Genomic DNA, 24268 nt, shown 5'->3' with positions numbered 1-24268 from the left:
TCCTTTCTGAACGAGTCACAGTCCTGCAGCGTCGGCGGGCGGAATGGAGGTTCCGTCCGGGTGTATGTGTCCACACTGGGAGGAATACCGATGAAGAAGATGCTTCTGCTTGGCGCAGCGTTTGCCACGCTCGCCTTGTCCCTGCCGGCGCAAGCCGAACTGAAGTTCAAGCCCGGGGAAGACAAGCGCTTCAACTGGGCCAATTACGAAGAGCTGAAGAAGGTCGATCTCAAGGGCGAGACGCTGACCATCTTCGGGCCCTGGCGCGGCGAGGACGAAGGCCTCATCCGCACTGTTCTCGAATATTTTCAGGAAGCCACCGGCGCCGAGATCAAATACTCCTCGTCGGAAAATTACGAACAGCAGATCGTCATCGATACCCAGGCCGGCAGCCCGCCCAATATCGCCGTACTGCCGCAGCCGGGCCTGATCCAGGATCTGGCGTCCAAGGGCCTTTTGACGCCGCTGGGCGACGACACCGCCAAATGGATCAAGGACAATTACGGCGCCGGCCAGTCATGGGTCGATCTCGGCACCTTCAAGGACAAGGACGGCAAGCCGGGCTTCTTCGCCTTCCCCTACAAGGCCGACGTGAAATCGCTGGTCTGGTATTCGCCCGACAATTTCGAGGAAGCCGGCTACAAGGTTCCCAAGACCCAGGAAGAGCTCGCCGACCTCGAGAAGAAGATCATCGCCGACGGCGGCACGCCGTGGTGCATCGGCCTCGGCTCAGGCGGCGCTACCGGCTGGCCGGCGACCGACTGGGTCGAAGACATCATGCTGCGCACCCAGGCGCCCGACGTGTATGACAAGTGGGTAAAGAACGAGATCCCGTTCAACGATCCGGCGGTGGTCAACGCCATCGACATTTTCGGCAAGATCGCGACCGACGACAAGATGGTCGACGGTGGGGCCAAGGCGGTTGCCGCGACCGACTTCCGCGACAGCCCGAAGGGCCTCTTCTCGGTGCCGCCGAAATGCTACCTGCACCATCAGGCATCGTTCATCCCGACCTTCTTCCCGGAAGGCACAAAGGTTGGACAGGACGCCGACTTCTTTTACTTCCCGCCCTATGCATCCAAGCCCGAGCTGGGCACGCCTGTGCTCGGCGCCGGCACGCTGGCCATGATCACCAAGGATTCGAAGGGTGCACGCGCGTTCATCGAATTCCTGAAAATGCCGCTGGCACATGAAATCTGGATGGCCCAGGGCGGCTTCGTCACGCCGCTCAAGTCGGTCAACAAGGATGCCTATGCCAGCGACGCGCTGAAGAAGCAGGGCGATATCCTCGCCAATGCCTCGACCTTCCGCTTCGACGGTTCGGACCTGATGCCGGGCAAGATCGGCGCCGGCGCCTTCTGGACCGGCATGATCGATCTGGTCGGCGGCAAGTCGGCGCAGGATGTCGCCACCGACATCCAGAAGAGCTGGGACGCTATCAAGTAGTCAGCTGGCAAGCAGTCAGCTGGCAAGTAACCACTGCCAAGTGTTCAGCCGCTTTGGCGGCAAATTCAGGACTTCCTCCACAGACTGGATCCGGGCCGCTATGGCCCGGATCCGACCGGCGCCTTACGCCGGACCGATTTGCGTTCGTTCGTTTCAGAATAACTTAAATCGGCGCAGAGCCACATCGCCAGGGCTGTTCAAGGCCCGGCCGATCATGCGCAGGGAAGAGGGACCCATGGCTGCTCAGATCTTATCGGCCATTTTTGTCATCATCATCGGCGTCGGCGGCTGCGTCGCCTATTTCTGGGGCGCCAACAAGCTGGTCGACCTGATATTCCCGTCGCGCGGCGTGGCCGGGGCTGCGGCCATCGACAATCTGCGCCGGCAAGGACTGGTCCGTCCGTGGCTGTTCGTCGGCCCGGCGATGATCATCCTCACCGTCTACCTGATCTATCCGGTGGTGGCGACGCTCTGGCTGTCCTTCCTCGACCGCGGCGGCCAGCATTTTGTCGGCTTCGCCAACTATGAATGGGCGTTCGGCGACCGCGAGTTCCGCAACTCGATCCTGAATAACATCATCTGGCTCGCGGTGGTGCCCGCCGCCTGCACCTTTCTAGGGCTGATAATCGCCGTGCTCACTGACAAGATCTGGTGGGGCACGATCGCCAAGAGCCTGATTTTCCTGCCGCTGGCGATCTCCTTCGTCGGCGCCAGCGTGATCTGGAAATTCATCTACGAATATCGCGGCGAGGGCCAGACGCAGATCGGTCTGCTCAACGCCATCATCCAGTATTTCGGCGGTCAGCCGCAGGTCTGGATATCGCTGCCGTTCTGGAACAATTTCTTCCTGATGATCATCCTGATCTGGATCCAGACCGGCTTTGCCATGGTCATCCTGTCTTCGGCGTTGCGCGGCATCCCCGAAGAGACGCTTGAAGCCGCGGTCATCGACGGCGCCAATCCGTTCCAGATCTTCTGGAAGATCATGGTGCCGCAGATCTGGGGCACCATCGCCGTGGTCTGGACGACGATCACCATCCTGGTGCTGAAAGTGTTCGACATCGTGCTGACCATGACCAATGGCCAGTGGAACAGCCAGGTGCTGGCCAATCTGATGTTCGACTGGATGTTCCGCGGCGGCGGCGATTTCGGCCGCGGCGCCACCATCGCCATCATCATCATGATCGCGGTCATCCCGATCATGGTCTGGAACATCCGCCAGGCGAACAAAGAGACGGGAGGACATTGAGATGGCCGTCGCGACCGGAAAGTCCTTTGCCAGCCGCTTCGGCGTCCACATCGCCGTGCTCGTCTTCGTCGCCATCTGGACCGTGCCGACGCTCGGCATCCTGGTCTCGTCGCTGCGCGACAAGGACCAGATCATCGCCTCGGGCTGGTGGAACTCGTTCTCCAGCTCCAGCCAGACCGAAGCCGGCCGCCTGCCGCCGGCCTCGGCGCAGGTCGAGAAGGACGGCAAGTTCGTGCTTGCCGGCAATATCTTCGGCGACGGTGCTGCGCGCGACATCAGCGCCTTCGGCGTCAAATCGGCGGCGCCGACGCAATATCCGGCCGGCACCACTGCCGATCTCGGCGACGGCGTGACCTTGCAGCTCAATGCCGACGGCACGTTCGTCATGAGTTCGCCCAAGGCTTTCGAAGGCGACCGTGGCCAGCGCGTCTATTACGCCTCGTCGGCGCCGCCGAAATTCACCACCGACAATTACCAGACCGTGCTGTTTTCGGAGGGCATCGGCCGCTCGTTCATAAACTCGCTGACCGTCACCATCCCCGCGACGGTCATCCCGATCCTGATCGCCGCCTTCGCCGCCTATGCATTGGCGTGGATGCGTTTTCCCGGCCGCGCCTTGCTGATCGCCACAATCATCGGCCTGCTGGTCGTGCCGCTGCAGATGTCCTTGATCCCGCTTTTGAAAATCTACAACGGCGTCGGCATCTTCTTCGGTGTGCCGTCGAAAACCTATCTCGGCATCTGGCTGGCGCATACCGGCTTCGGCCTGCCCTTCGCCATCTATCTCCTGCGCAGCTATATTGCCGGCCTGCCGCGCGAGATCATGGAATCGGCGCGCATCGACGGCGCCAGCGATTTCGAAATCTTCGTCAAGATCGTGCTGCCGCTGTCCTTCCCGGTGCTGGCGTCCTTTGCGATCTTCCAGTTCCTGTGGGTGTGGAACGACTTATTGGTGGCAATGGTTTTCCTCGGTACCGAAGGGGATCAGATCGTGCTGACCGCGAAGCTCAACGCACTGCTCGGCTCGCGCGGCGGCGACTGGGAAATCCTGACGACATCGGCCTTCGTCACCATTATCGTGCCGCTGATCGTGTTCTTCTCGCTGCAGCGCTATTTCGTCCGCGGGCTGCTGGCCGGCTCGGTCAAAGGAGGTTGAGACTTATGCAAGCCGCTTTGAAGGCGACCTCGAAGCCCGATCTCGCCGTCGATCGCGACTGGTGGCGGGGCGCGGTGATCTACCAGATCTATCCGCGCTCCTATCAGGACTCCAATGGCGACGGCATCGGCGACCTCAAGGGCATCATCCGCAGGCTGCCCTACATCGCCTCGCTCGGCGTCGACGCCATCTGGATTTCGCCCTTCTTCAAGTCGCCGATGAAGGATTTCGGCTACGACGTCTCGGACTATTGCGACGTCGACCCGATGTTCGGGACGCTCGCCGATTTCGACGCGCTGGTTGCGGAAGCCCATCACCTCGGCCTCAAGGTGATGATCGACGAGGTGCTGTCGCACACCGCCGACAACCATCCATGGTTCAAGGAGAGCCGCGCCAGCCGTAGCAATCCCAAGGCCGACTGGTATGTCTGGGCCGACGCCAGGCCGGACGGCACGCCGCCCAACAACTGGCTGTCGATCTTCGGCGGCTCGGCCTGGCAGTGGGACACCAGCCGCCAGCAATATTATCTGCATAATTTCCTGTCCGAGCAGCCGGACCTCAACTTCCACAATCTGGAAGTCCAGGACGCGCTGCTCGACGTCACCCGCTTCTGGCTGGAGCGCGGCGTCGACGGCTTCCGCCTCGACACCATCAATTTCTACTTCCACAGCCAGGGGCTGGAGAACAATCCGCCGCTGCCGCCCGAAGAGCGCAACGACCAGACAGCACCTGCGGTCAATCCCTACAACTACCAGGACCATATCTACGACAAGAGCCGGCCGGAAAACCTTGCCTTCCTCGAACGGTTCCGGGCGCTGCTCGACGAATATCCGGCGGCCGCCGCGGTCGGCGAAGTCGGCGATTCGCAGCGTGGGCTGGAAGTGGTCGCCGCCTACACCGCCGGCGGCAAACGCGTCCACATGTGCTATTCCTTCGATTTCCTGGCGCCGGAAAAGATCAGCGCCGCCAAGGTGCGCCAGGTGCTGGAAGCCTTCGGCAAGGTCGCCAGCGACGGCTGGTCGTGCTGGGCCTTTTCCAACCACGACGTGATGCGTCCGGCCTCGCGCTGGGCCGCCGACGAGGCCGACCCGGCCGCCTATCTGAAGGTTATCTCGGCGCTGCTGATGTCGCTGCGCGGTTCGGTCTGCCTCTATCAGGGAGAGGAGCTTGGGCTTGGCGAAGCCGAGTTGCAGTTCGAGGATCTGCAGGACCCCTACGGCATTCGCTTCTGGCCCGAATTCAAGGGCCGCGACGGCTGCCGCACGCCGATGGTGTGGGATGCAACCGCCAGCAATGCCGGCTTTTCGACGGCCAAGCCCTGGCTGCCGGTGCCGGGCAAGCACTTGTCGCAAGCGGTCAATGTTCAGCAGGGCGACGCGGCCTCGCTGCTCGAGCACTACCGGCGCTTTCTCGGTTTCCGCCGCCAGCATCCGGCCCTGGCCAAAGGCGACATCGAGTTCATCGAAAGCGAGGGCGACACCGTCGCCTTCACCCGCCGTGAGGGCAATGAGCAGATCGTCTGCGTCTTCAATCTGGCCAGCAAGCCGGCCGAGGTCGATCTCGGTGGTCAGGCGCTGCTGCCATTGGCCGGGCACGGTTTTTCGGGACAATCCGGCACAGGTTCCATCCGCCTCGGCGGCTACGGCGCCTGGTTCGGGCGCATCGACTGAGTTTTTGACGAAACTGGATTTTTTGAGGAAATCCAGGTTCTCTAGGGAAATCACTGGGAGGAAATTATGGCCGATGTCACGCTGAGACAGGTGAAGAAATCATACGGCAATCTGCACATTCTCCACGGCATCGACCTCGACATAAAGTCGGGCGAGTTCATCGTCTTCGTCGGCCCGTCGGGTTGCGGCAAGTCGACCTTGCTGCGGTCCATCGCCGGGCTTGAGGAGATCACCTCCGGCGAGCTGCAGATCGCCGGCGAGGTGGTGAACGACGTGCCGCCTTCCAAGCGCGGCATTGCCATGGTGTTCCAGTCCTATGCGCTCTATCCGCACATGACCGTCTACGACAACATGGCCTTCTCGATGAAGATCGGCAAGGAAAGCAAGGCCGAGATCGACAAGCGGGTGCGGCAGGCCGCCGAAATCCTGCAGCTGACCAAATATCTCGACCGCCTGCCCAAGGCGATGTCGGGCGGCCAGCGCCAGCGTGTCGCCATCGGTCGCGCCATCGTGCGCAATCCGAAAGTGTTCCTGTTCGACGAGCCGCTGTCGAATCTCGACGCGGCGCTGCGCGTCGCGACCCGCATCGAGATCGCCAAGCTCAAGGAATCGATGCCTGCCACGACCATGATCTACGTCACCCACGATCAGGTCGAAGCGATGACGCTCGCCGACCGCATCGTCGTGCTGAAGGATGGCCATATCGAGCAGGTCGGCACGCCGATGGACCTCTACAAGAAGCCCGGCAATCTGTTCGTTGCCCAGTTCATCGGCTCGCCGGCCATGAACATCCTGCCGGCGACAATCGACAGGACGGGCAACCCGACAATCGTCAGCCATGTCGGCGGCCGCAAGGCAACGGTGCCGATCGCAACGCCGGCGTCAGCAAAGGGTGCGGCAGTCAGCTTCGGCGTGCGGCCGGAGGATCTGTCGGCCGCCACCGGCGCGGAATATCTTTTCGAGGGCGTGGTGGACTATGTCGAGCAACTCGGCGAGGTGCAGCTTGTCTATGTCGATATCGGCCGCGCTGACCTGCCGTTGGTGACCAAGCTGCCCGGCAATGTCGAGGTCAAGCGCGGGGCAAAGCTGCGACTGACCGCGGATGCCGGGGACCTGCACATCTTCGACGCCGATGGGCACTCCTTCTCGCTCAAGCCGGTGGAAGTGAAGGCGGCTTGAGATAGCTGCGTCGTACAGGCATAAAAAAAGAGCGGCGGGCCAGGCCCGCCACTCTTTTTTAAGCTTCGGCTGTTAGTTGTTGCCGAACCGATCCCTGTCGCTGCTCTGAGGAACGAACTTCTGTTGGTCGTCCGACGAGTTCAGCAGCTTGTAGACCGCCGAGTTGGTGCCGGTCGACGAAGTGCGGGTGGTGTCGACGGCAGCGGCCGGCTGGTTGGCGCCATTGGAGCCATAATTGTCGCTGCCGGCAAAGGCAGCGCTCGAAACAGCCAGAACGGCTGCGGTGGCGAGAACGATCTTCTTCATTTTAGTCTCCTGAATTTTTCTGATGCTGCCAGCTGCAGCGGATAAGCCCGCCACGTGCTGGAAACCGGCTTTTAGCGGCCGAAAAGGTTACGGTCGGCACCGTGGGCAGGCGCCTGCTCGGCTGGAGTCGACTTCTCAACCGAAGCCGTATGGCCACTATCGGTCGACGTAATCGCAGGCTGGTTGGCGCCGTTCGAACCGTAGTTGTCGCTGCCGGCGAAAGCGCTGCCGGAGATGGCCAAAACGGCGGCGGCAGCAAGGATGATCTTTTTCATTTCAAATACTCCTGAATTTTTTGGGATCCCGAGAGCGACGGGTTAGCCGCCCTTCTTTGGTCGGGATCAGCGATTGCCGTAGAGGTCGCGGTCGGCGCCCTGAACGACAGGCTGCTTGTCAGCGTGCGCCGGCTTCTGAATGGAAGCCGTATACGAGCTGTCGACCGAGACGGCTGGCTGGTTCGCACCATTGGAACCGTAATTGTCGCTACCGGCGAAGGCGCTGCCGGTGATCGCCAAAACGGCTGCGGCAGTGAGGATGATCTTTTTCATTTTTAGTACTCCAGTTTGTCTGTCCGTCTAGCGGCGTGTCTTGGGAGGAATTCGCGTCGTTCGGACAGCCCCGATGTGGGAAAGCCATAGGCTGGTTTCCAATCACGAAGTTGTTCCGTGTGGACCACGGTCCTGCACCTTGAAATTGTGCTAGGAAGTTCCTCTATGGTCATTTATCGCATTGTTTTCAGTTGCTTATGTCGAACCGAGTGGTTCGCTCCGGTGTCGGTTTCCGGGCCGTCGTTCACACCGTCCTGCACGCATTGTCAACAGAAACGAACCGTTCGGTTCGATTAGAGATTGCTAATAGTAACTTTTCGATACCGTTGAGCCCTTTTTGCCCCCGATCGAACTGGATCCGCAGCGATTCGAAACGGCGATGATGGCGTCGCAAGAAACGTCTCAGCTCTTTGACCGGCGGCGGGGGGCGAATGCCGCGCGTGTCGCGCCGCATGGATACGATGTCGCTTTCATGCCGACGTCGCGATCGCTGCCGTGATTAGATGAACGCATCTCAGGTGCCGCTTCGTGACGACGCAGCGGAGAATTGGGAAGCCGGTCAGAATCCGGCGCTGCCCCCGCAACGGTGGTGGAGTTGAAGTCGCAACGGGAGACCACTGGGCAAGAGCCTGGGAAGGTGTCGCGATGGTCCGCAAGGACAACTCCAGAGCCCGGAAACCAGCCCGAGATGCATAGACTCGACTGATCGCGGTGGGCGGTCAAGAGGTGGATAGTGCATGTCCGGCGCCGCGCCGGCCTGCGTCCGATCCTTCCTCCATCACCACCAAGTTCAGTCCTTAAACCACGAGGACAGAACTATGGATACGCGCAACGACATGCTGAGGCTCCTGAACGGCCGCAAGCAAGGCTTTTCGCTGGAACAGCCCTTCTACACCGACCCGGACTATTTCAAGCTCGACATGGAGCTTATCTGGTATCGCGACTGGCTGTTCATCGGCCATGATTGCGAACTGCCGAAGCCCGGCAGCTATATCACCGTGCAGATCGGCGATTATCCGGTGGTGCTGGTCCGCGACCAGAAGGGCAACATCAACGCCTTTCACAATTCCTGCCGCCATCGCGGCAGCCGTGTCTGCAACACTGAGAAGGGCATGGCGGCAAAGCTTGTCTGCCCCTATCACCAGTGGACCTACGAGCTTGACGGCCGGCTGCTGTTTGCCCGCCAGATGGCCGACGGTTTCGACAAGAGCCAGTTCGGCCTGAAGCCCGTCGCCTGCGAGAGCGTCGGCGGCTATATCTTCATCTGCCTGGCAAAAGAACCTGCCGACTTTGCGCCGATGCGCGCCATGATAGAGCCCTACCTCAAGCCGCACGGGCTGAATGAAGCCAAGGTCGCCTTCGAGAGCACCATCATCGAGAAGGGCAACTGGAAGCTGGTCTGGGAAAACAACCGCGAATGCTATCACTGCGCCGGCAATCATCCAGAGCTGTGCAAGACATTCCCCGAAGCGCCGACGGTGACCGGCGTGCAGGGCGCCGACAGCGATCCGGAGATGCTGGCGCACTGGGCGAAATGCGAGGCGGCGGGCCTGCCGAGCAAGTTCCGCATCGATCCGGCCGGACAGTACCGCGCCACCCGCGCGCCGCTGCTGCGCGATGCCGTCAGCTATACGATGACGGGCAGGTGCGCGGTGACGAAGAACCTCTCCGACACTGTTGCCGCCGACCGCATCGGCACCTTGATGCACTACCACTATCCGACGACCTGGAACCACATCCTGATCGACCATGCGGTCACCTTCCGGGTGCTGCCGATCAGCGCCACGCAAACCGCGGTGACGACCAAGTGGCTGGTGCACAAGGATGCGGTCGAGGGCGTCGACTACAACCTTGAAGAGCTCACCCACGTCTGGACCGAGACCAACGACCAGGACCGCCGCATCGTCGAGGAAAACGCCTTCGGCATCCTGTCGCCGGCCTATGAGCCCGGCCCCTATTCGGAGCTGCATGAGGGCGGCGTGATCCAGTTCGTCGAATGGTACGCGGCCTTCATCGGCCCGCGCCTTGCCGAAGGCGGCCGGCCGGCGCTGCGCAGCGTCGCGTGAGCTGGAGCAGGCGAAGAGGGACCAGAGGATGAATGCGATGACGGATCTTGGGCTCTATCGCCATCTCGACCAGATGGCGCCGTGGAACGATAGGCTGCAGGTGCTGGAAGTGATCGGCGTCAGCGACGAGGCGCCCGACGTCAAGACCTTCACCTTCCGCTCCGACAACCAGACCTGGTTCCGCTACAAGCCGGGCCAGTTCCTGACGCTGGAACTGCCGACACCGGACGGGCCGCTGATGCGCACCTACACGCTGTCGTCGTCGCCATCGCGGCCGTTTTCGATCGCGGTGACGATCAAGGCGCAGGCCGGCAGCATCGGCACGCGCTGGATGTTCGACCATCTGGCACCCGGTTCGCACGTCAAGGCCTATGGACCGGCGGGCGACTTCTCGTTGCACAGCCACCCGGCGGCCAAATACCTGTTCATTTCGGCTGGCTCCGGCGTGACGCCGATGATGTCGATGCTGCGCTGGCTGAACGACTGCGCGCCATGGACCGATGTCGGTTTCGTCAACTGCGCGCGGCGTGCCGAAGAGATCATCTTCCGCAAGGAACTCGAACTGCTCGGCGGCCATATGCCCGGCCTGTCGCTCGGCTTCATGATCGAGGAACGTTCCAGCCGCGAGGGCTGGTACGGTCATATGGGGCGCATCGACGCGATCCGGCTGCCCTTGCTGGCTCCGGATTTCCGCGAGCGCGAAATCTTCTGCTGCGGCCCCGATCCGTTCATGCGCGCCGTGCGCGGCATGCTGGATGCCGCCGGCTTCGACATGACGAAATACCATCAGGAGAGCTTTGCCGCGCCTGTGGTGGAGGAAATTCCGGCGCCGATTGCCTCCCCGGTCGAGGACGGCATCGCTGCACCTGTCGAAGCCGTGACGCCGATCCGCTTCTCGCTTTCGGAGGTCGATGCCGAATGCGTCGCCGGCCAGACCGTGCTGCAGACCGCGCGCAGCTCGGGCGTGCGGATTCCCGCCGCCTGCGAGTTCGGCCTGTGCGGCACCTGCAAGGTGAAGAAGGTCTCCGGCGAAGTCGAGATGAGCCACAATGGCGGCATCCTCGACCACGAGATCGATGACGGTTTCATCCTTGCCTGCTGCTCGAAACCGTTGTCGGCGCTCGAAATCGAGGCTTGAGCCGGTCGACTTCGCCGCAACGGTCGCCGACGCAGGCGTTGTGCGGGTCTTTGTCTTGCCAAGCATAGGCCGAGTGATTTAGACGCACTTAGGAAGGGCTGGCAGACCGTGAAACCGGCGCATCCCTTCATGAGCGCATGGAACGGGGGACAGAGCGATGCAACAGCGGGTCTACGCGGTCGCAAGCAAGGACATCGTTTTCGAATCATTCGATGGCGAAGCCGTCGTTCTCGATCTTTCGAACGGTAAGTATTTCGGCTTTTCCGATTCCGGCAGCCGGGTCTGGCAGGCTTTGTCGTCCGGCGTCGCCACTGAAGCGCTGGTCGGAGCTGCCGCGGGCGCCGCAAAAATAAGCCTGGCCGACCTCGAAAGCTTCGTTGCCCGACTGCTCGATTTCGGGTTGCTTGCGCCAGCCGAAACACCGGCGCAACCGCTTTCAGGCGAGCTGTCGGCCGCGCTTGCTGCCAGCAATGAGCCGCTCAAGGTCGAGGTCCATGACGACCTTGCCGATCTCATCATTGTCGACCCGATCCATGAGGTCGAGGAACCTCTCGGCTGGCCGGCGGTGAAACAGGCATAATCGTTTCCCTAAAGCGCGTCGCGTTTGAACGGACTCAGGCGACGCGCTTAGATCTTTGATTTTATGCATATCGTCGTCTCAAAACCGGGGCCGCCCCGAGCGACATGCATCAGGCGACCCGGCGCAATTCTGGACGCTGAACAACCAACACATGCCTTTGATCACGCTGCAAACCCTGCCGGATTATGCCCGCCATGTGCTGGCGGCCGCGGAAAGCGCCGCCGCCTTCTATCCCGTTGCCGCCAGCGTCCGGTTGCCGGGGCTGGACCTGAGTGTCCATCTCGACCATGGCACGCTGGCAGATACCATCGGCCATGCCTTCATACCGGCTCCGGGCAATCCGTCTGCATCTGACGGCTGCCGCATTTTCGTCGTCCACCCGGGCATCGATGGCGTCCCCGCCCCGGGCACCTGGGGCCGAGGCGATTACAACCATCATGCCTTTGCCAACCGGCTGGAAGAGGCCGGATTGCGCGGCAGCTACTATCATGACCTCGACTTCTGGCAGTTCCATGATCCGCAACGCCATGTCGGGGCGCAGCTGATGATGTCGGCCAAGGCCTTTCCGCCATGGGAACAAGGGGCGCCGCTGCGCGCCTTCCTGCATTGGGAATATGCGGCGCGCGGCATGCGGCTTACCCATGCCGGCACGCTGGGCATCGATGGCAAGGGCGTGCTGCTGGCGGGCTCTGGCGGAGCCGGCAAATCGGGAACGGTCGTCGCCGGCCTGCTCAATGGGCTCGATAGCGTCGGCGACGACTATGTGCTGATCGACCGGACCGAGGGGGTGACGGCCTATCCGCTGTTTGCCACGCTCAAGCAGGATCCGGAGGGCTTCAGGCGGCTGAAGCTGGAGGAGCGGCTAGAGTCGTACCAACCGCTGAACTGGCAAGGCAAGCATGCCTTTCACATCGACGAGATCGCGCCTCGACCAACTCCTGCAAGTCTGGACATTATTGCTTTGATAGTGCCCCATATCAGGGGAGGTGCGAGAAGCTCGGTCATGCCCATATCGCGCAAGGATGCCATGATTGCCCTGGCGCCGTCCGGCATCGTGCAGATGCCGGGCGAACGGGAAGCGGGCTTTCGCTTTTTCAGCGAGCTTACCCGCGACCTGCCATGCTACCGGCTGTCGCTGGGGACCGAGCCGCGCGAGATCGCCGGCACGATTGCGGATTTCGTCCTTCGGGGCGCTGCATGAAGTTGAGCATCATTGTGCCGGTGTACAATCGGGAGATCTATGTCGTTTCGACGTTGCGGTCCCTGCTCAGGCAACGCGACGATGCCGATCTCGATATCATCGTTGTCGACGACGGCTCGACGGACAGCTCCGTTGAAGCAGTCCGCGCCATCATGCGGGAAGCGTCGCGCATCCGCCTGTTCCAGCAGGCCAACCAGGGCGTGGCCAACGCGCGCAACACAGGGCTGAAGCAGTTGCTGCCGCAAACCGAACTGGTGTCGTTCCTGGATTCGGACGACGTCTCGCCGGCTGGACGATTCAAGGCTGGCCTACCCCTGTTCGCGGCCGACCCTGCGCTCGAGCTGACCTACTCGCTGATGACGCGCGTCGATCTCATGGATGACGAAGCCCTGCAGCCGGCGCCGGGCGGCGCAGGTCGTACCGTGCGCGGCGTCAGCCTTAGTGCCGGGATATTCCGCAGGGCACTCATCGACCGTACCGGTGCTTTCGACGAGGAGTTCCGGCAGGGCGAAGACGCCGACTATCTGCTGCGCATTTTCGAAACCAGCCCAAAGCACATTTTTCCCGACACCGTCGCGGTATACTACCGGCGCCACCCCGGCAATTTGACCAAGCAAAGGGATGTGGCGGTGCGCGAATATCTACGTGTAATTCAGAAATCCTTGCGGCGGCGCAAGGCCGATCCGTCGCGGCGCCCGGTCGAGGGGCTTTTCGAGATCAAGCGCCCGGCAGAGTGGTGAAAGAATGAACAGATCACAGCCTGGAATGCGTGCGTGAAGCTGAGCGTGATCATGCCGGTCTACAACCGCGAACGCCATGTCGGCTCGGCGCTGCGCTCGCTGCTGAGGCAGCGCGATGCCGCCGATCTCGACATCATCGTTATCGATGACGGTTCGACCGACAGTTCGGTGGCGGTCGTGCGCTCGCTGATCGCGGAGGCGCCGTGCATTCGCCTTTTCCAGCAGCAGAATGCCGGGGTGACGCGGGCACGCAACGCGGGCTTGCGGCAATTGCTGCCGCAGACCGGGCTGGTATCGTTTCTCGATTCCGACGACATTTCCCCGCCGGGCCGCTTCAAGCCGGATCTGGCCTGTTTCGACGCAGACCCCATCCTCGAGCTCACCTATTCGCGCATGACGCTGGTCGACGACATAGATGACGATACGCTGGAGCCGACAGCCGACAGCCACTCGGTGACGGTTCGCGGCATTCACCTGTCGCCCGCTATCTTCGTCCGGCGGTTGGTCGAACGCATCGGCAGCTTCGACGAGGATTTCCACCAGGCCGAGGACACCGACTATCTGCTGCGCACTTTCGAAAGCGGGCCGAAATTCACGATGCCCGACACTGTTGCGCTCTATTACCGGCGCCATCCCGGCAACATGACCAGGCAGGCCGATGTTCCTTTTCGCGAATTCATGCGCGCCGTCTACAAGTCGATGAAACGGCGCGAGGCCGACCGCTCCTTGCACCCTGTCGACGGCATCTTCGATTTCAAGGAACTTGCGAATTGGCGTTTCCTGTGATGGCCAGCTACGGCGTCGTCATTCCGGCCTTCAACGCGACCGCCACCATCGCCGAGACGCTGCGATCGGTCGCGGCCCAGACGGTCCAGCCCGACGCCATAATCGTCGTCGATGACGGCTCGACCGACGATACGGTCGCGGTGGTCAATGCGCTGGGCATGCCGGTGCAGGTGTTGCGCCAGGACAATGCCGGACCAGGCAGCGCCACCACCAGGGGCATCGCCGCGCTGGCGACGCCCTTCGTCGCCACGCTCGATGCGGACGATCTGTGGCTGCCGACCAAGATCGAAAGGCAGCTGGAGCATTTCGAGCGGTTTCCCGCGACGGCAGGAGTCTTTGCCCACTGGCGGACGTTTCGCGATGACAAGCCCGATGTGCAACAGGACGTGGCGGTGGCGGGCTGGTCGCGCACGACGATGATGATCCGCCGGGAGGTAGCCGAGGCCGTCGGTCCGATCATCGACCCGCAAGGCGGTCGCGGCGACATGGTCGACTGGATCGCCCGTGCCCGCGAGGCGGGCTTTGCGCTTGCCATGCTCGACGATGTCCTGACCTTGCGCCGCATCCGGCCCGACAGCATGTCCTATGGACGCGACCCCGTGCGCGACCGCGGTTATGTCGAAGTCGTAAGGCTGGCCATGCAAAGGCGAGCAGCGAAAAAGGCGAGCGCCGACTGATGGCCAATGCCATGCGCCGTATCGGCCGTCGGTTTCCGGACTATGGTTGGTCATGGCCAACTGGCGGACTCGACCAGCTGCTGAAGGCCGCATTGCTGCCCGATGAAGAAGCGGCAGGGCGTTACGCGGCGCGCTGGCTCGACGAGAACGATATCGACCATGTTGCCTTCCGAGAGCATCGGCTGCTGGCCGCGATCTCCGACAGGTTCGGCCGCAAGCTCGCTGGGCATCCGGCCTATCCACGTCTTGTCGGCCTGCAAAAGATGCTGTGGACCAAATCGCGGCTGGCTGCGCGCGAGGCCGAGCCGGCGCTACAGGCCATGATCGACGCCGGCTGCGCGGTGATGCTAATCAAAGGCGCCAGCCGGATCGCCGTTAACGCGTCGGCGCAGCGCGGCCGGGTGGCGCATGACATCGACATACTGATGCGCCCGCAGGCCATGATTGCCGCCTTCGATGTGCTTAGCGAACGCGACTGGCAGATCGCCACCGGCGTCAGTCCGCAATATCTGCGCACCAGGCTGGCGTCCTTGCGTTCGATGAATTTTTTCAAGGGCAGTTTCGGCGACATCGACCTGCACCAGCTCGCTTATGACGGGTCGCAGCAAAGCGCGGAAGATGATCTGGCGATCTGGCAGCGGGCGCTGTCAGCCGATTTCAATGGCGTCCGCGTGCTGCCGTCTGGCGCGGCAGGCCGACATTGCGCAAGGCAAGAGCGACGCCGGAACCGTCCGCGCTTTCTCAGGCCCTGCCGCGTCCGGACAGGACTGGAGAGATGATGCTGGACGTCACCGTCAGGATCGTCGTTCCGCCAGTCCGCCGCCGCATCGAGATGGAAATCAATGCCGGCAGCGGTCACGTCGCCCGCTTGCGTTCCATGGTGATCAGCCGCGCCGGCGGCGGACGTGTGCTGCGCTTTCGCGGCAAGGTAACGGTGGACGACACCGGCCGGCCTCTGGTGATCGAGGCACGGCCATCGCGCCAGTTCCGCAACTGGGACAATGAGGCCGAAGTCGCCGCCTATGGCGCGCTGCCGTTCCAATTGCTGTCGGCAAGGTTTTCACCCGCCTGAGAGCGGGTCGCTGTCTCCATGAAACGGTGAACCACTGTGGCCCTCTCAGACGCCATAGCGCTCGGTGCGGATGATTTCCGCTGGTATGCCGGCGTCGATCAGCGCCCGGGCAGCCGCCGAGACGAAGGTGTTCGACCCGCAGACGAAGGCGAGCGCCGGCGGCCGCGGCAGCCGCGTGAGCGCCTGCATGACCATTGCCGTGTCGATGCGCCTCGAATAGTCGGACGGGCGCCGTGCCGCCTCGCGTGTCAGCGTCAGCACCAGCTCGAACCCGTCGCGGCCGTCGCCGAGGCCGATCAGCTCGTCGCGGAAGATCACCTCGTCCCAGACCCGCACCGAAAACATCAGCGCCACCGGCACCGCCGATTTGCGCAAGGTTCTATGCCGCACCATCGCCATCAGCGGCACCACGCCGGAGCCGCCGCCGACCAGAAGCAGCGGCCCGCCATCCCCATCGGACCAGACGAAATGGCCGCCGAGCGGCCCGCGCAGTTCGATCTCGTCACCGACAGCGGCGATGTCGTGGAAGAAGGGCGAGACTTCACCATCGTCGAGCTTCTCGATCACCAGCTCGATCGTGGCGCCGCTCTCCGGCGCCGAGGCGATGGAATAGGAGCGGCGCGCCTGGTAGCCGTCAGGCGCAGTCAGCCTGACATCGACATGCTGTCCGGCGCGATAGGCGAATGGCCGTGACAGCGCGAAGAAGAAACTAGCAACGCGTGGCGTCCGCTTTTCGATCCGGGTGATTTTCGCCGTCTGCCAGGGAGATTGCGGCGCTTCGCTCATGGATCGCCGCTATAGCGCTGCTCGCGCCACGGGTCGCCATAAATGTGATAGCCGCGCAATTCCCAGAAGCCCGGCTCGTCGCGCTCGGTGAACTGCAGCCCGTTCAGCCATTTGGCCGATTTCCAGAAGTAGAGATGCGGCACCAGGAGCCGCGCCGGGCCGCCATGGTCGGCCGTGATCGGCTTGCCTTCATAAAGCAGCGCCACCATCGCCTTCCCCTCGGTGAGATCCTTGGCCGGCACGTTGGCGGTATAGCCGTCATAGCCATGCGCCAGCAGGAAGCCGGTCGGCGCTTCGATGCCGGCATCGGCAAGGATATCGTCGACCAGCACGCCTTGCCAGGCGGTATCGAACTTGGTCCAGGCGGTAACGCAATGGATGTCGCGCGTCATCTTGGTCAAGGGCAGCGCGTTGAACTCGGCCCAGTTCCACTTCTTGATCGGGCGTGGCCCGTGCTTGAGCGTGAACGACCAGTCCTCGGTGCGCACGCGCGGCGTCGGCCCCGCCGACAGCACCGGAAAGCCCTGTTCGAGATACTGACCGGGCGGAATGCGCGCATCGGTCTCCGTCGGAGGCTTTCGACCGGAGGAAAAACCGCGAGTGACCATTTGACTGTCCGTTTTTAGCAGGCCATTGCCGGCCTGCCGTAATGTTCTCGAAGATGTCGCGGCGGGCAATAGGAATTTCGGCGGCCGTGCGGCAGGCCTGTCGGTGGTCCGGCGAGCCTGCCATGATGTCTCAACCGGCGGCGAAGGATACGGCGACGAAGATTTGCGCGTCGCCGCGATCGATCAAAAGCAGCACCGACTTCCGGCCCGATCTGCCGGCCTCGGCGATCGCCTGGTTGGCTTGCCGCGCATTCCGCACCGGCGACTGGTCGACGGCGACGATGACGCCGCCCGGCTGCAGGCCCGCATTGGCGGCTGCCTTGTCCGGATTGACGCGCTCGACCACGGCGCCACGCTGGTTCCGATCACAATGTCGTCAGCGGCCTTCGGTGCGCCTGAGATAGGTTGTGGCGATCTCGCGCATCCGGTTGCCGTCGAAGCTCGGCCCATGGCCGCCATGGCCGAGACGGACAGGCAGATCGAGGAGCCGCTGCATGGTACGGCGATAATCAGGCCGGGAGGAATCCGGCAGGTCGTCGATCAGCATGGAATCGTAGATGGCGTCGCCGGCAAAGAACAACCCGTCCGTCTCTTCGAACAAAGCGATCGAATCCGGCGAATGTCCGGGCAGATGCAGGACGCGGAACTGCCGGTCGCCGAGGTCGACGACGTCGCCCTCGTCCAGCGTGCGCGTCAGCGGCGCCGGCGGGATCTTGTAGTCGGCCGCCGTCCAGCCCGGCGTCGGCAATTTCGAAACGGCGCCGTCGAGATTACAAAACATGTAGGCGTAGGTCACTGCCTCGTTCATGGTCTCGAAATGCTCGGCACTGTGCCGCGGCCCGGCGCGCAGCGGAAACTCGTGCAGCGAGCCGACATGGTCGAGATGGATGTGGGTGGCGACAACGATGAGCGGCTTGCCCTCGGGCGTGTCGATCTCAGGCGCCAGCGGGCAGATGCCCATGCCGGTGTCGACCAGCAGGTCGGCGTCGCGTCCCCTGAAATGCCAGATGTTGGCGCGCACGAAATCATGCACGAACGGCTCGGTCAGCATCGTCGTGCGGTCGTCGATGATCGTCTTGCCGAACCAGTCGCCGACAACGCGCTCGCCACCAAAACGGGTGCCGCCAAAACGGCCGCCCATCAGACGAAGGGCTTTCCCACCTTGTATTTTTCCGGCACCAGCCGCTTCAGGTAAGCCATGCCCGCTTCCGACAGCTGGTTGACATCGGGCTTCATGAAATCGTCGGGCATATGGCGCGTCTTGCCGGCGACGTTCTTCAGCGGCACCTTCTTCAGCACGGTTTTCGTGCCGTCATATTGCAGCGCCACCGAGCCACCGCCTTCGCCGGCAACGGCAACCGCGAAGGCGCCGGCGTCGAAAGCCTCCCGCGCGTCGACGGCGCTGATCGCGCCGACATAGCCGCGCGGCATGTAGCCAAGCGCATCGACGCGGGCGCGCTTGCCCGGCAGGCCTTCGGCGAGCGCACGTTCCAGAGCTGACGGCAGGTCGCTGCCCGACAGTTTGACGTTGCCATGCGCGTCGCGCTCGAGCTTGTCCGGCGGCACCAGGCTTTCGACCAGCGCCTTGCCGTCGGCGGTGCTGACTCCTTCGGAGACGGCGACGATGCAACGCTTGTGGCGGTCGAGCGTGGCGCGCACGTCGTCGATGAAACCGGCGGCGGAGAACGGCCGTTCCGGCACGTAGACCAGATGCGGGCCGCTGTCGGGATCGAGCTGCCAGGCTGCAGCCGCCGCGGTGAGGAAGCCGGCATGCCGGCCCATGACGATGCCGACATAGATGCCGGGCAATGCGCGGAAATCGAGATCGACGGACAGGAAGGCGCCGGCGACGAATTCGGCCGCCGAGATGAAGCCCGGCGTGTGGTCGTTTTCCTCGAGGTCGTTGTCGATGGTTTTTGGCGCATGGACGAAAGCGATGCTGCCGCCGGCTGCGTCGGTCAGGATCTGCTGCGTGCCCGACGTGTCGTTGCCGCCGATATAGATGAAGGCGTCCGCGCCGGCCTTCTTCAGGCCCTTGAGGATGACCTCGCAATAGGCGGCATCCGGTTTGTCGCGCGTCGAGCCTAGCGCGGCACTCGGCGTGCCGGCGATCAGCCGCAGCCGGTCCTCTGGGATGGCGGAGAGGTCGACATAGTTGCCGTCACGAATGCCGCGCACGCCGTGGAGCGAGCCCAGCACCTTGGCGCCGGGATGGCGCTTGCGGACTTCCAGCGTGGCCCCGACAACCGTCTGGTTGATGACGGCGGTCGGGCCGCCACCCTGTGCGATGACAAACGTTCCAGCCATGCTCGATTTCTCCCGGCGCTGTGGTTTTCAAGGCACCTTGGCCTAGCTTGCCGCATCGCGCAACGGGAGTTTCCAGCGGCGCCAAACCGCCGCACAGGATCAGACGACGACGACCGGGTTCTTCTTGGAAACGCGGCTGTAGAGGTCGATGATATCCTGGTTGATCAGGCGCACGCAGCCCGACGACATCGCCTGGCCGATGCTCGCCCATTCCGGCGAACCGTGTATGCGGTAGCCGGTGTCCTTGCCGTCCTGGTAGATGTAAAGAGCGCGTGCGCCGAGCGGGTTGGTGAGGCCACCGGGCTGGCCGTTTTGCCATTTCACCAGTTCCGGCTTGCGCTGGATCATCTCCGGCGGCGGCGTCCAGTTCGGCCATTCCTTGCCGTACTGGATGTTGGCGCGGCCGGACCAGCGGAAGCCGTCCTTGCCGATGCCGACGCCGTAGCGGATGGCGTCGCCGCCCTCCTGCACCAGATAGAGCTTTCGCTCCTGCAGATGGACGACAATCGTGCCGGGCGCCTCGCCGGTCTCGTTGACGACGATCTGGCGGCGGAACTCCGGCTTGACCTTCTGATAGGGCACCGCCGGCACTTCGAAGCCGCCATCGTTGAGCGAAGCGTACATGACATCGGGGCCGGTGACGTTCTTGTCGACGCTGATCGCCGGACGGATCGGCCGCACCGAGCCGGTGACCGTGTCATCCAGCTGGAATTGCGGCAGCTCGAGCGTCGAAGTGCTGCAGCCGGCCATGCCGAGCAGCGTCATGGCGCCGGCCCCTGACAGGACGAAGCGGCGGGAATAGAGATGTTCGGTCTCGTTTGCGTCGCCATTTGCTGGCGGCGTCACATTCTGCGGCAACTCACGCATGCACCCAAACCCTACGCTGTCGGCGGGAAACACGGTCCGGCCGGATAGCAGGCAGTTTCGCCAAACATGGTTGAAAAAGGGTGAAGGCCCAACGACCGGCATTAAACTTGTGCCGCCAATAGCCGCAGCGGTCGGGCGAAATGGTCCGCCGTGCATTTTTGGGAGAGGGCTCTTTACATTCCTCCGCACACGAGGATTTATCCTTTTCTTTGCGCTCAAGGAGACAAAGATGTCGTTCGAAAACTGGGCCGCCTTCGCCGCCGCCTCCACCGTCCTGCTCATCATTCCGGGCCCGACCATTCTTCTGGTCGTGTCCTATGCGCTGGGCCAGGGCTGGCGCACTGCCTTGCCGATGGCCGTCGGCGTGGCGCTGGGGGACTTCACCGCCATGACCCTGTCGATGCTGGGCATCGGCGCGCTGCTGGCCGCGTCGGCGACCGTGTTCACCATTCTGAAGCTGATCGGCGCCTGCTATCTGATCTATCTCGGGGTAAAACTGTTTCGCGCCGGCGGCGCGCTCAAAGCCGAACCACGCACAGATGCCGTCTCGGCCGCCAAGATGATGGCGCACGCCTGGCTGGTCACCGCACTCAACCCGAAGAGCATCACCTTCTTTGTCGCCTTCCTGCCGCAGTTCCTCAATCGGGAAGCCGATTTCTGGACACAGATGCTGATCTTCGAAACGACCTTCCTGGCGCTCGCCTTCGCCAATGCCTTCGGCTACGCGCTGATTGCGGCGCGCGCCCGCAACGTCGTACGCAACCCCAAGGCGATCCGCATCTTCAACCGCACCGGCGGCACGCTGCTGGTCGGCGCCGGGATCGCCACGGTGGCGATGCGCTCGGGCCATTAGGAACTGCGGAGCATCAGGGCCGATATGGCAGTAAGAGATCCATTCGGCCTAATGTTTTCGGGCGCGACCGAGGCCGGGTTTTCACCCTACAACCAGGCCGTTCATGAATTGCAATGCTTCGTCGGCGACCCGGTCGGCTCCGTTGACCGCGCCATATCGGCAGATCCCGGTTTCGTTATGGCGCATGTCTTCAAGGGGTATTTGTTCGGCCTCGCCACCGAACGCGAGGCAATGGCGGTCACCCAGGCATGCCATGCTGCGGCACTGCCGCTTGCCGCGACGCCGCGCGAACAGGCGCATGTGGCGGCCCTTGGCCACCTTGCCGAGGGACGCTGGCATGACGCCGCGCGCCTGCTCGAAGATATCGCCATCGACAACCCGCTCGACGCGGTGGCGTTGCAGGTCGGCCACCAGATCGACTTCTTCACCGGCAATGCCCGCATGCTGCGCGACCGTATCAGCCGCGCGCTGCCGTCCTGGCAGAGCGGCATGCCAGGTTACCACGCCATTCTCGGTATGCAGGCCTTCGGTCTCGAGGAGATGGGCGACTATATCAGAGCCGAAAGTTTCGGCCGACAGGCGATCGAGATCGAGCCGCGAGACGGCTGGGCGCAGCATGCGGTCGCCCATGTCATGGAGATGCAGAGCCGGCAACGCGACGGCATCGCCTGGATGCGCGCCAACCCCGAGGCGTGGACCAAAGAAAGCTTCCTGCAGGTGCATAATTGGTGGCATCTGGCGCTGTTCCACTACGATCTCGGCGAGATCGACGAGGTGCTCAAGCTCTATGACGGGCCGATCTATGGCGAGCGTTCGACGCTGGCGCTGAACATGGTCGACGCCTCTGCGATCCTGTGGCGGCTTTATCTCGGCGGTGTCGATGTCGGCGACCGCTGGGCAGCGCTCGCTGCCAACTGGGCGCCCAAGGCTGGAGCCGGCAATTACGCCTTCAACGATGCGCATGCGATGATGGCATTCGTCGGCGCCGGTCTCGAAGCGCCGGTCAAGATCTTGCTCGAAGCCCAGCATGAGGCGATGCGCGCCAGCGACGACAACGCCGCCTTCACCCGGGATGTCGGCCAGCCACTGACGGAAGGCATCAAGGCATTCGGCGAGGGCAATTACAGCGAAGCGGTGCGCCTGATTCGACCGATCCGCGCCATTGCCCATCGCTTTGGCGGCAGCCACGCCCAGCGCGATGTGATTGATCTCTCGTTGATCGAGGCGGCGTTGCGCGCCGGCGACACAGCGCTTGCCCGGGCGTTGACGGCCGAGCGCGCACTGGCCCGGCCGGACAGTCCGCTGTCGGCGCTGTTTTCGCAACGCGCCGCCAATTTGTCAGAGAATTGACCCGCGGCGGATCTTGTTTTAAAAACTGGCAAGCCAGATTTTTTCGAGACCCGAAAAAATTAATGGCAATGGGAGGAATGCATGTATCTCGGCCTCGATCTCGGCACGTCGGGCGTCAAGGCGCTGTTGATCGATGCCGGGCAGAAGATCATCGGCTCCGGCCATGCTTCGCTTGACGTATCGCGGCCGCATCCCGGCTGGTCCGAACAAAACCCCACGGACTGGATCCGCGCCTGCGAGACGGCCATTGCCGAGCTGAAAGCCTCGCACCCGAAAGAGCTTGCCGCGGTCAAGGGCATCGGCCTTTCCGGCCATATGCATGGCGCCACCTTGCTCGATGCCGGCGACCAGGTGCTGCGCCCCTGCATTCTGTGGAATGATACGCGCAGCCACGCTGAGGCCGCGGCGCTCGATGCCGACCCGCGCTTTCGCCAACTCACCGGGAATATCGTCTTCCCCGGCTTCACGGCGCCGAAACTCGCCTGGGTGAAGAACAATGAGCCCTCCGTCTTCGCCAAAGTGGCGAAGGTGCTTTTGCCGAAGGATTTCCTGCGGCTGTGGCTGACCGGCGAGCATATCTCAGAAATGTCCGACTCGGCCGGCACCTCCTGGCTCGATGTCGGCAAACGGCGCTGGTCCCCCGAGTTGCTTGCGGCGACATCGCTCGACGAAAGGCAGATGCCGTCGCTGGTCGAAGGCACGGAGAAGGCCGGAGCCTTGCGCGCCGAACTGGCCGCCAGCTGGGGCATAGCATCGGGCACCCCGGTTGCCGGCGGCGCCGGCGACAATGCTGCTTCGGCCTGCGGCATGGGCACGGTCGGCGCCGGCCACGCTTTTGTGTCGCTGGGCACATCTGGCGTGCTGTTTGCCGCCAACGCGTCCTATCTGCCCAATCCGGCCAGCGCGGTGCACACCTTCTGCCATGCCCTGCCCAACACCTGGCACCAGATGGGGGTCATCCTGTCTGCGACCGATTCGCTGAACTGGCTGTCGGAGATTTCAGGCAAGAAGGCCGGCGAATTGACCGCCGAACTTGGCGATGTGCTGAAAGCGCCGAGCGGGGTGTCGTTCCTGCCCTATCTCTCGGGCGAGCGCACGCCGCATAATGATTCCGCCGTTCGTGGGTCCTTCACCGGACTGGCGCATGAGTCGAGCCGCGCGGTGCTGACGCAAGCCGTGCTCGAGGGCGTTGCCTTCGCATTCCGGGACAGTCTCGAAGCCCTGAAGACCGCCGGCACGGATTTGACCCGGGTAACCGCGATCGGCGGCGGCTCGCGCTCGCGCTACTGGCTGAAGGCGATCGCTACGGCGCTGCAGGTGCCCGTGGACATTCCGGCCGACGGCGATTTCGGTGCTGCCTTTGGCGCGGCGAGGCTTGGTCTGATCGCTGCAATCGGAGCCGATCCGCTGGCGGTGTGTACGGCGCCGAGGACGGATGCGACGATCGAACCGGATGTCCCGCTTGGCGGGGCGTATGCCGATGCCTATCAGCGCTACCGGGCGCTGTATCCGGCGATCAAGGGCGCCATGGCGTGAGTGAGCGCGAGGCACCCCCCTCTGCCCTGCCGGGCATCTCCCCCGCAAGGGGGGAGATCGGCAGCGTCGGCGGGTATGCCAGTCTTGTAAGGTGGGTGATTAGCGAAGGCGTGGATGCCAGCCAATCTCCCCCCTTGCGGGGGAGAT

At 63.1% G+C, this 24268-nt stretch carries 25 protein-coding genes, 1 pseudogene and 1 riboswitch; of the genes and pseudogenes, 17 read left to right on the top strand and 9 right to left on the bottom strand.

Annotated elements, in window-relative coordinates:
• Window positions 1-90 precede the first annotated feature (90 nt).
• The 5 genes from NKH35_RS16345 (at window position 91) to NKH35_RS16325 (ending at window position 6700) form a co-directional block, all read left to right on the top strand.
• Window positions 91-1446, top strand: a complete 1356-nt coding sequence (locus NKH35_RS16345) for an ABC transporter substrate-binding protein (protein WP_023668892.1) — start codon at window positions 91-93, stop codon at window positions 1444-1446.
• Window positions 1447-1681: 235 nt separating this feature from the next.
• Window positions 1682-2695, top strand: a complete 1014-nt coding sequence (locus NKH35_RS16340; protein ID WP_023668891.1) for a carbohydrate ABC transporter permease — start codon at window positions 1682-1684, stop codon at window positions 2693-2695.
• A 1-nt stretch (window position 2696) separates the two neighbouring features.
• The gene (locus tag NKH35_RS16335; protein WP_023703632.1) at window positions 2697-3851 is read left to right on the top strand and encodes a carbohydrate ABC transporter permease; all 1155 of its coding nucleotides are present in this window, start codon (window positions 2697-2699) and stop codon (window positions 3849-3851) included.
• 5 nt (window positions 3852-3856) lie between these two features.
• Window positions 3857-5521 (top strand): beta-galactosidase BglA, encoded by a 1665-nt coding sequence (gene bglA / locus NKH35_RS16330; RefSeq protein ID WP_031198273.1) that lies wholly within the window; start codon window positions 3857-3859, stop codon window positions 5519-5521.
• Window positions 5522-5587: 66 nt separating this feature from the next.
• Complete coding sequence (locus NKH35_RS16325; RefSeq protein WP_352915381.1) at window positions 5588-6700, top strand: ABC transporter ATP-binding protein; 1113 nt, start codon at window positions 5588-5590, stop codon at window positions 6698-6700.
• 72 nt (window positions 6701-6772) lie between these two features.
• Here NKH35_RS16325 and NKH35_RS16320 read toward each other — a convergent pair whose 3' ends face one another.
• The 3 genes from NKH35_RS16320 to NKH35_RS16310 form a co-directional block, all read right to left on the bottom strand.
• Window positions 6773-7006 (bottom strand): DUF680 domain-containing protein, encoded by a 234-nt coding sequence (locus tag NKH35_RS16320; protein ID WP_023694259.1) that lies wholly within the window; start codon window positions 7004-7006, stop codon window positions 6773-6775.
• Window positions 7007-7077: 71 nt separating this feature from the next.
• Entirely contained in the window at window positions 7078-7281 is a 204-nt protein-coding gene (locus NKH35_RS16315) for a DUF680 domain-containing protein (RefSeq protein ID WP_023742568.1), read from the bottom strand.
• 66 nt (window positions 7282-7347) lie between these two features.
• Window positions 7348-7554, bottom strand: a complete 207-nt coding sequence (locus NKH35_RS16310) for a DUF680 domain-containing protein (protein WP_023668885.1) — start codon at window positions 7552-7554, stop codon at window positions 7348-7350.
• 499 nt (window positions 7555-8053) lie between these two features.
• Window positions 8054-8255: riboswitch (cobalamin riboswitch) on the top strand.
• Window positions 8256-8372: 117 nt separating this feature from the next.
• On the opposite strand from NKH35_RS16310, the gene NKH35_RS16305 reads away from it, so the two are divergent.
• From NKH35_RS16305 to NKH35_RS16265, 9 genes are all read left to right on the top strand, one after another.
• Window positions 8373-9620: an aromatic ring-hydroxylating oxygenase subunit alpha gene (locus tag NKH35_RS16305; RefSeq protein WP_352915379.1), complete on the top strand. Its 1248-nt coding sequence runs from the start codon at window positions 8373-8375 to the stop codon at window positions 9618-9620.
• A gap of 37 nt (window positions 9621-9657) precedes the next feature.
• Window positions 9658-10758 (top strand): FAD-binding oxidoreductase, encoded by a 1101-nt coding sequence (locus NKH35_RS16300; RefSeq protein ID WP_023732599.1) that lies wholly within the window; start codon window positions 9658-9660, stop codon window positions 10756-10758.
• A 157-nt stretch (window positions 10759-10915) separates the two neighbouring features.
• A complete protein-coding gene (locus NKH35_RS16295; RefSeq protein WP_023690259.1) occupies window positions 10916-11338 on the top strand; it encodes a PqqD family protein in 423 nt (140 codons plus the stop codon).
• Window positions 11339-11489: 151 nt separating this feature from the next.
• The gene (locus NKH35_RS16290) at window positions 11490-12539 is read left to right on the top strand and encodes a serine kinase (protein ID WP_352915375.1); all 1050 of its coding nucleotides are present in this window, start codon (window positions 11490-11492) and stop codon (window positions 12537-12539) included.
• Complete coding sequence (locus NKH35_RS16285; protein ID WP_023690261.1) at window positions 12536-13279, top strand: glycosyltransferase family 2 protein; 744 nt, start codon at window positions 12536-12538, stop codon at window positions 13277-13279. Before NKH35_RS16290 ends, NKH35_RS16285 begins: the two co-directional genes overlap by 4 nt.
• A gap of 33 nt (window positions 13280-13312) precedes the next feature.
• Entirely contained in the window at window positions 13313-14065 is a 753-nt protein-coding gene (locus NKH35_RS16280) for a glycosyltransferase family 2 protein (protein ID WP_352915371.1), read from the top strand.
• Window positions 14050-14742 carry a glycosyltransferase family 2 protein gene (locus tag NKH35_RS16275; protein WP_245260725.1) on the top strand — a complete coding sequence of 231 codons (693 nt, stop codon included), beginning with the start codon at window positions 14050-14052 and terminating at the stop codon, window positions 14740-14742. Before NKH35_RS16280 ends, NKH35_RS16275 begins: the two co-directional genes overlap by 16 nt.
• A complete protein-coding gene (locus NKH35_RS16270; protein WP_352915368.1) occupies window positions 14742-15521 on the top strand; it encodes a nucleotidyltransferase family protein in 780 nt (259 codons plus the stop codon). Before NKH35_RS16275 ends, NKH35_RS16270 begins: the two co-directional genes overlap by 1 nt.
• On the top strand, window positions 15518-15814 hold the full coding sequence (locus NKH35_RS16265) for a hypothetical protein (RefSeq protein ID WP_352915366.1): 297 nt from the start codon (window positions 15518-15520) through the stop codon (window positions 15812-15814). Before NKH35_RS16270 ends, NKH35_RS16265 begins: the two co-directional genes overlap by 4 nt.
• A gap of 45 nt (window positions 15815-15859) precedes the next feature.
• On the opposite strand, the gene NKH35_RS16260 is transcribed toward NKH35_RS16265, so the two are convergent.
• The 6 genes and pseudogenes from NKH35_RS16260 to NKH35_RS16235 form a co-directional block, all read right to left on the bottom strand.
• Window positions 15860-16600: an FAD-binding oxidoreductase gene (locus NKH35_RS16260; RefSeq protein WP_023690265.1), complete on the bottom strand. Its 741-nt coding sequence runs from the start codon at window positions 16598-16600 to the stop codon at window positions 15860-15862.
• Entirely contained in the window at window positions 16597-17208 is a 612-nt protein-coding gene (locus NKH35_RS16255) for a molybdopterin-dependent oxidoreductase (RefSeq protein WP_023690266.1), read from the bottom strand. The genes NKH35_RS16260 and NKH35_RS16255 overlap by 4 nt, the downstream gene beginning before the upstream one ends.
• A gap of 130 nt (window positions 17209-17338) precedes the next feature.
• Window positions 17339-17557, bottom strand: a pseudogene (locus tag NKH35_RS16250) (PDZ domain-containing protein); the annotation flags it as partial.
• 27 nt (window positions 17558-17584) lie between these two features.
• Entirely contained in the window at window positions 17585-18349 is a 765-nt protein-coding gene (locus NKH35_RS16245; protein ID WP_050587501.1) for an MBL fold metallo-hydrolase, read from the bottom strand.
• Window positions 18349-19515, bottom strand: a complete 1167-nt coding sequence (locus NKH35_RS16240) for a diphosphate--fructose-6-phosphate 1-phosphotransferase (protein WP_023732598.1) — start codon at window positions 19513-19515, stop codon at window positions 18349-18351. Before NKH35_RS16240 ends, NKH35_RS16245 begins: the two co-directional genes overlap by 1 nt.
• Window positions 19516-19614: 99 nt before the next feature.
• Window positions 19615-20382 (bottom strand): L,D-transpeptidase, encoded by a 768-nt coding sequence (locus NKH35_RS16235; protein WP_023732597.1) that lies wholly within the window; start codon window positions 20380-20382, stop codon window positions 19615-19617.
• Window positions 20383-20611: 229 nt separating this feature from the next.
• Between NKH35_RS16235 and NKH35_RS16230 the strand changes: the two genes are divergently transcribed.
• The 3 genes from NKH35_RS16230 (at window position 20612) to xylB (ending at window position 24121) form a co-directional block, all read left to right on the top strand.
• On the top strand, window positions 20612-21235 hold the full coding sequence (locus NKH35_RS16230) for a LysE family translocator (RefSeq protein WP_023732596.1): 624 nt from the start codon (window positions 20612-20614) through the stop codon (window positions 21233-21235).
• A 24-nt stretch (window positions 21236-21259) separates the two neighbouring features.
• Window positions 21260-22585 carry a tetratricopeptide repeat protein gene (locus NKH35_RS16225; protein ID WP_023732595.1) on the top strand — a complete coding sequence of 442 codons (1326 nt, stop codon included), beginning with the start codon at window positions 21260-21262 and terminating at the stop codon, window positions 22583-22585.
• Between the two features lie 81 nt (window positions 22586-22666).
• On the top strand, window positions 22667-24121 hold the full coding sequence (xylB, locus tag NKH35_RS16220; protein ID WP_023684280.1) for a xylulokinase: 1455 nt from the start codon (window positions 22667-22669) through the stop codon (window positions 24119-24121).
• Window positions 24122-24268: the final 147 nt, after the last annotated feature.

It is taken from the genome of Mesorhizobium sp. M1143 (genome assembly GCF_040318435.1).
Classification (GTDB): Bacteria; Pseudomonadota; Alphaproteobacteria; order Rhizobiales; family Rhizobiaceae; genus Mesorhizobium.
This window is presented reverse-complemented; position numbering and strand designations above follow the sequence as displayed.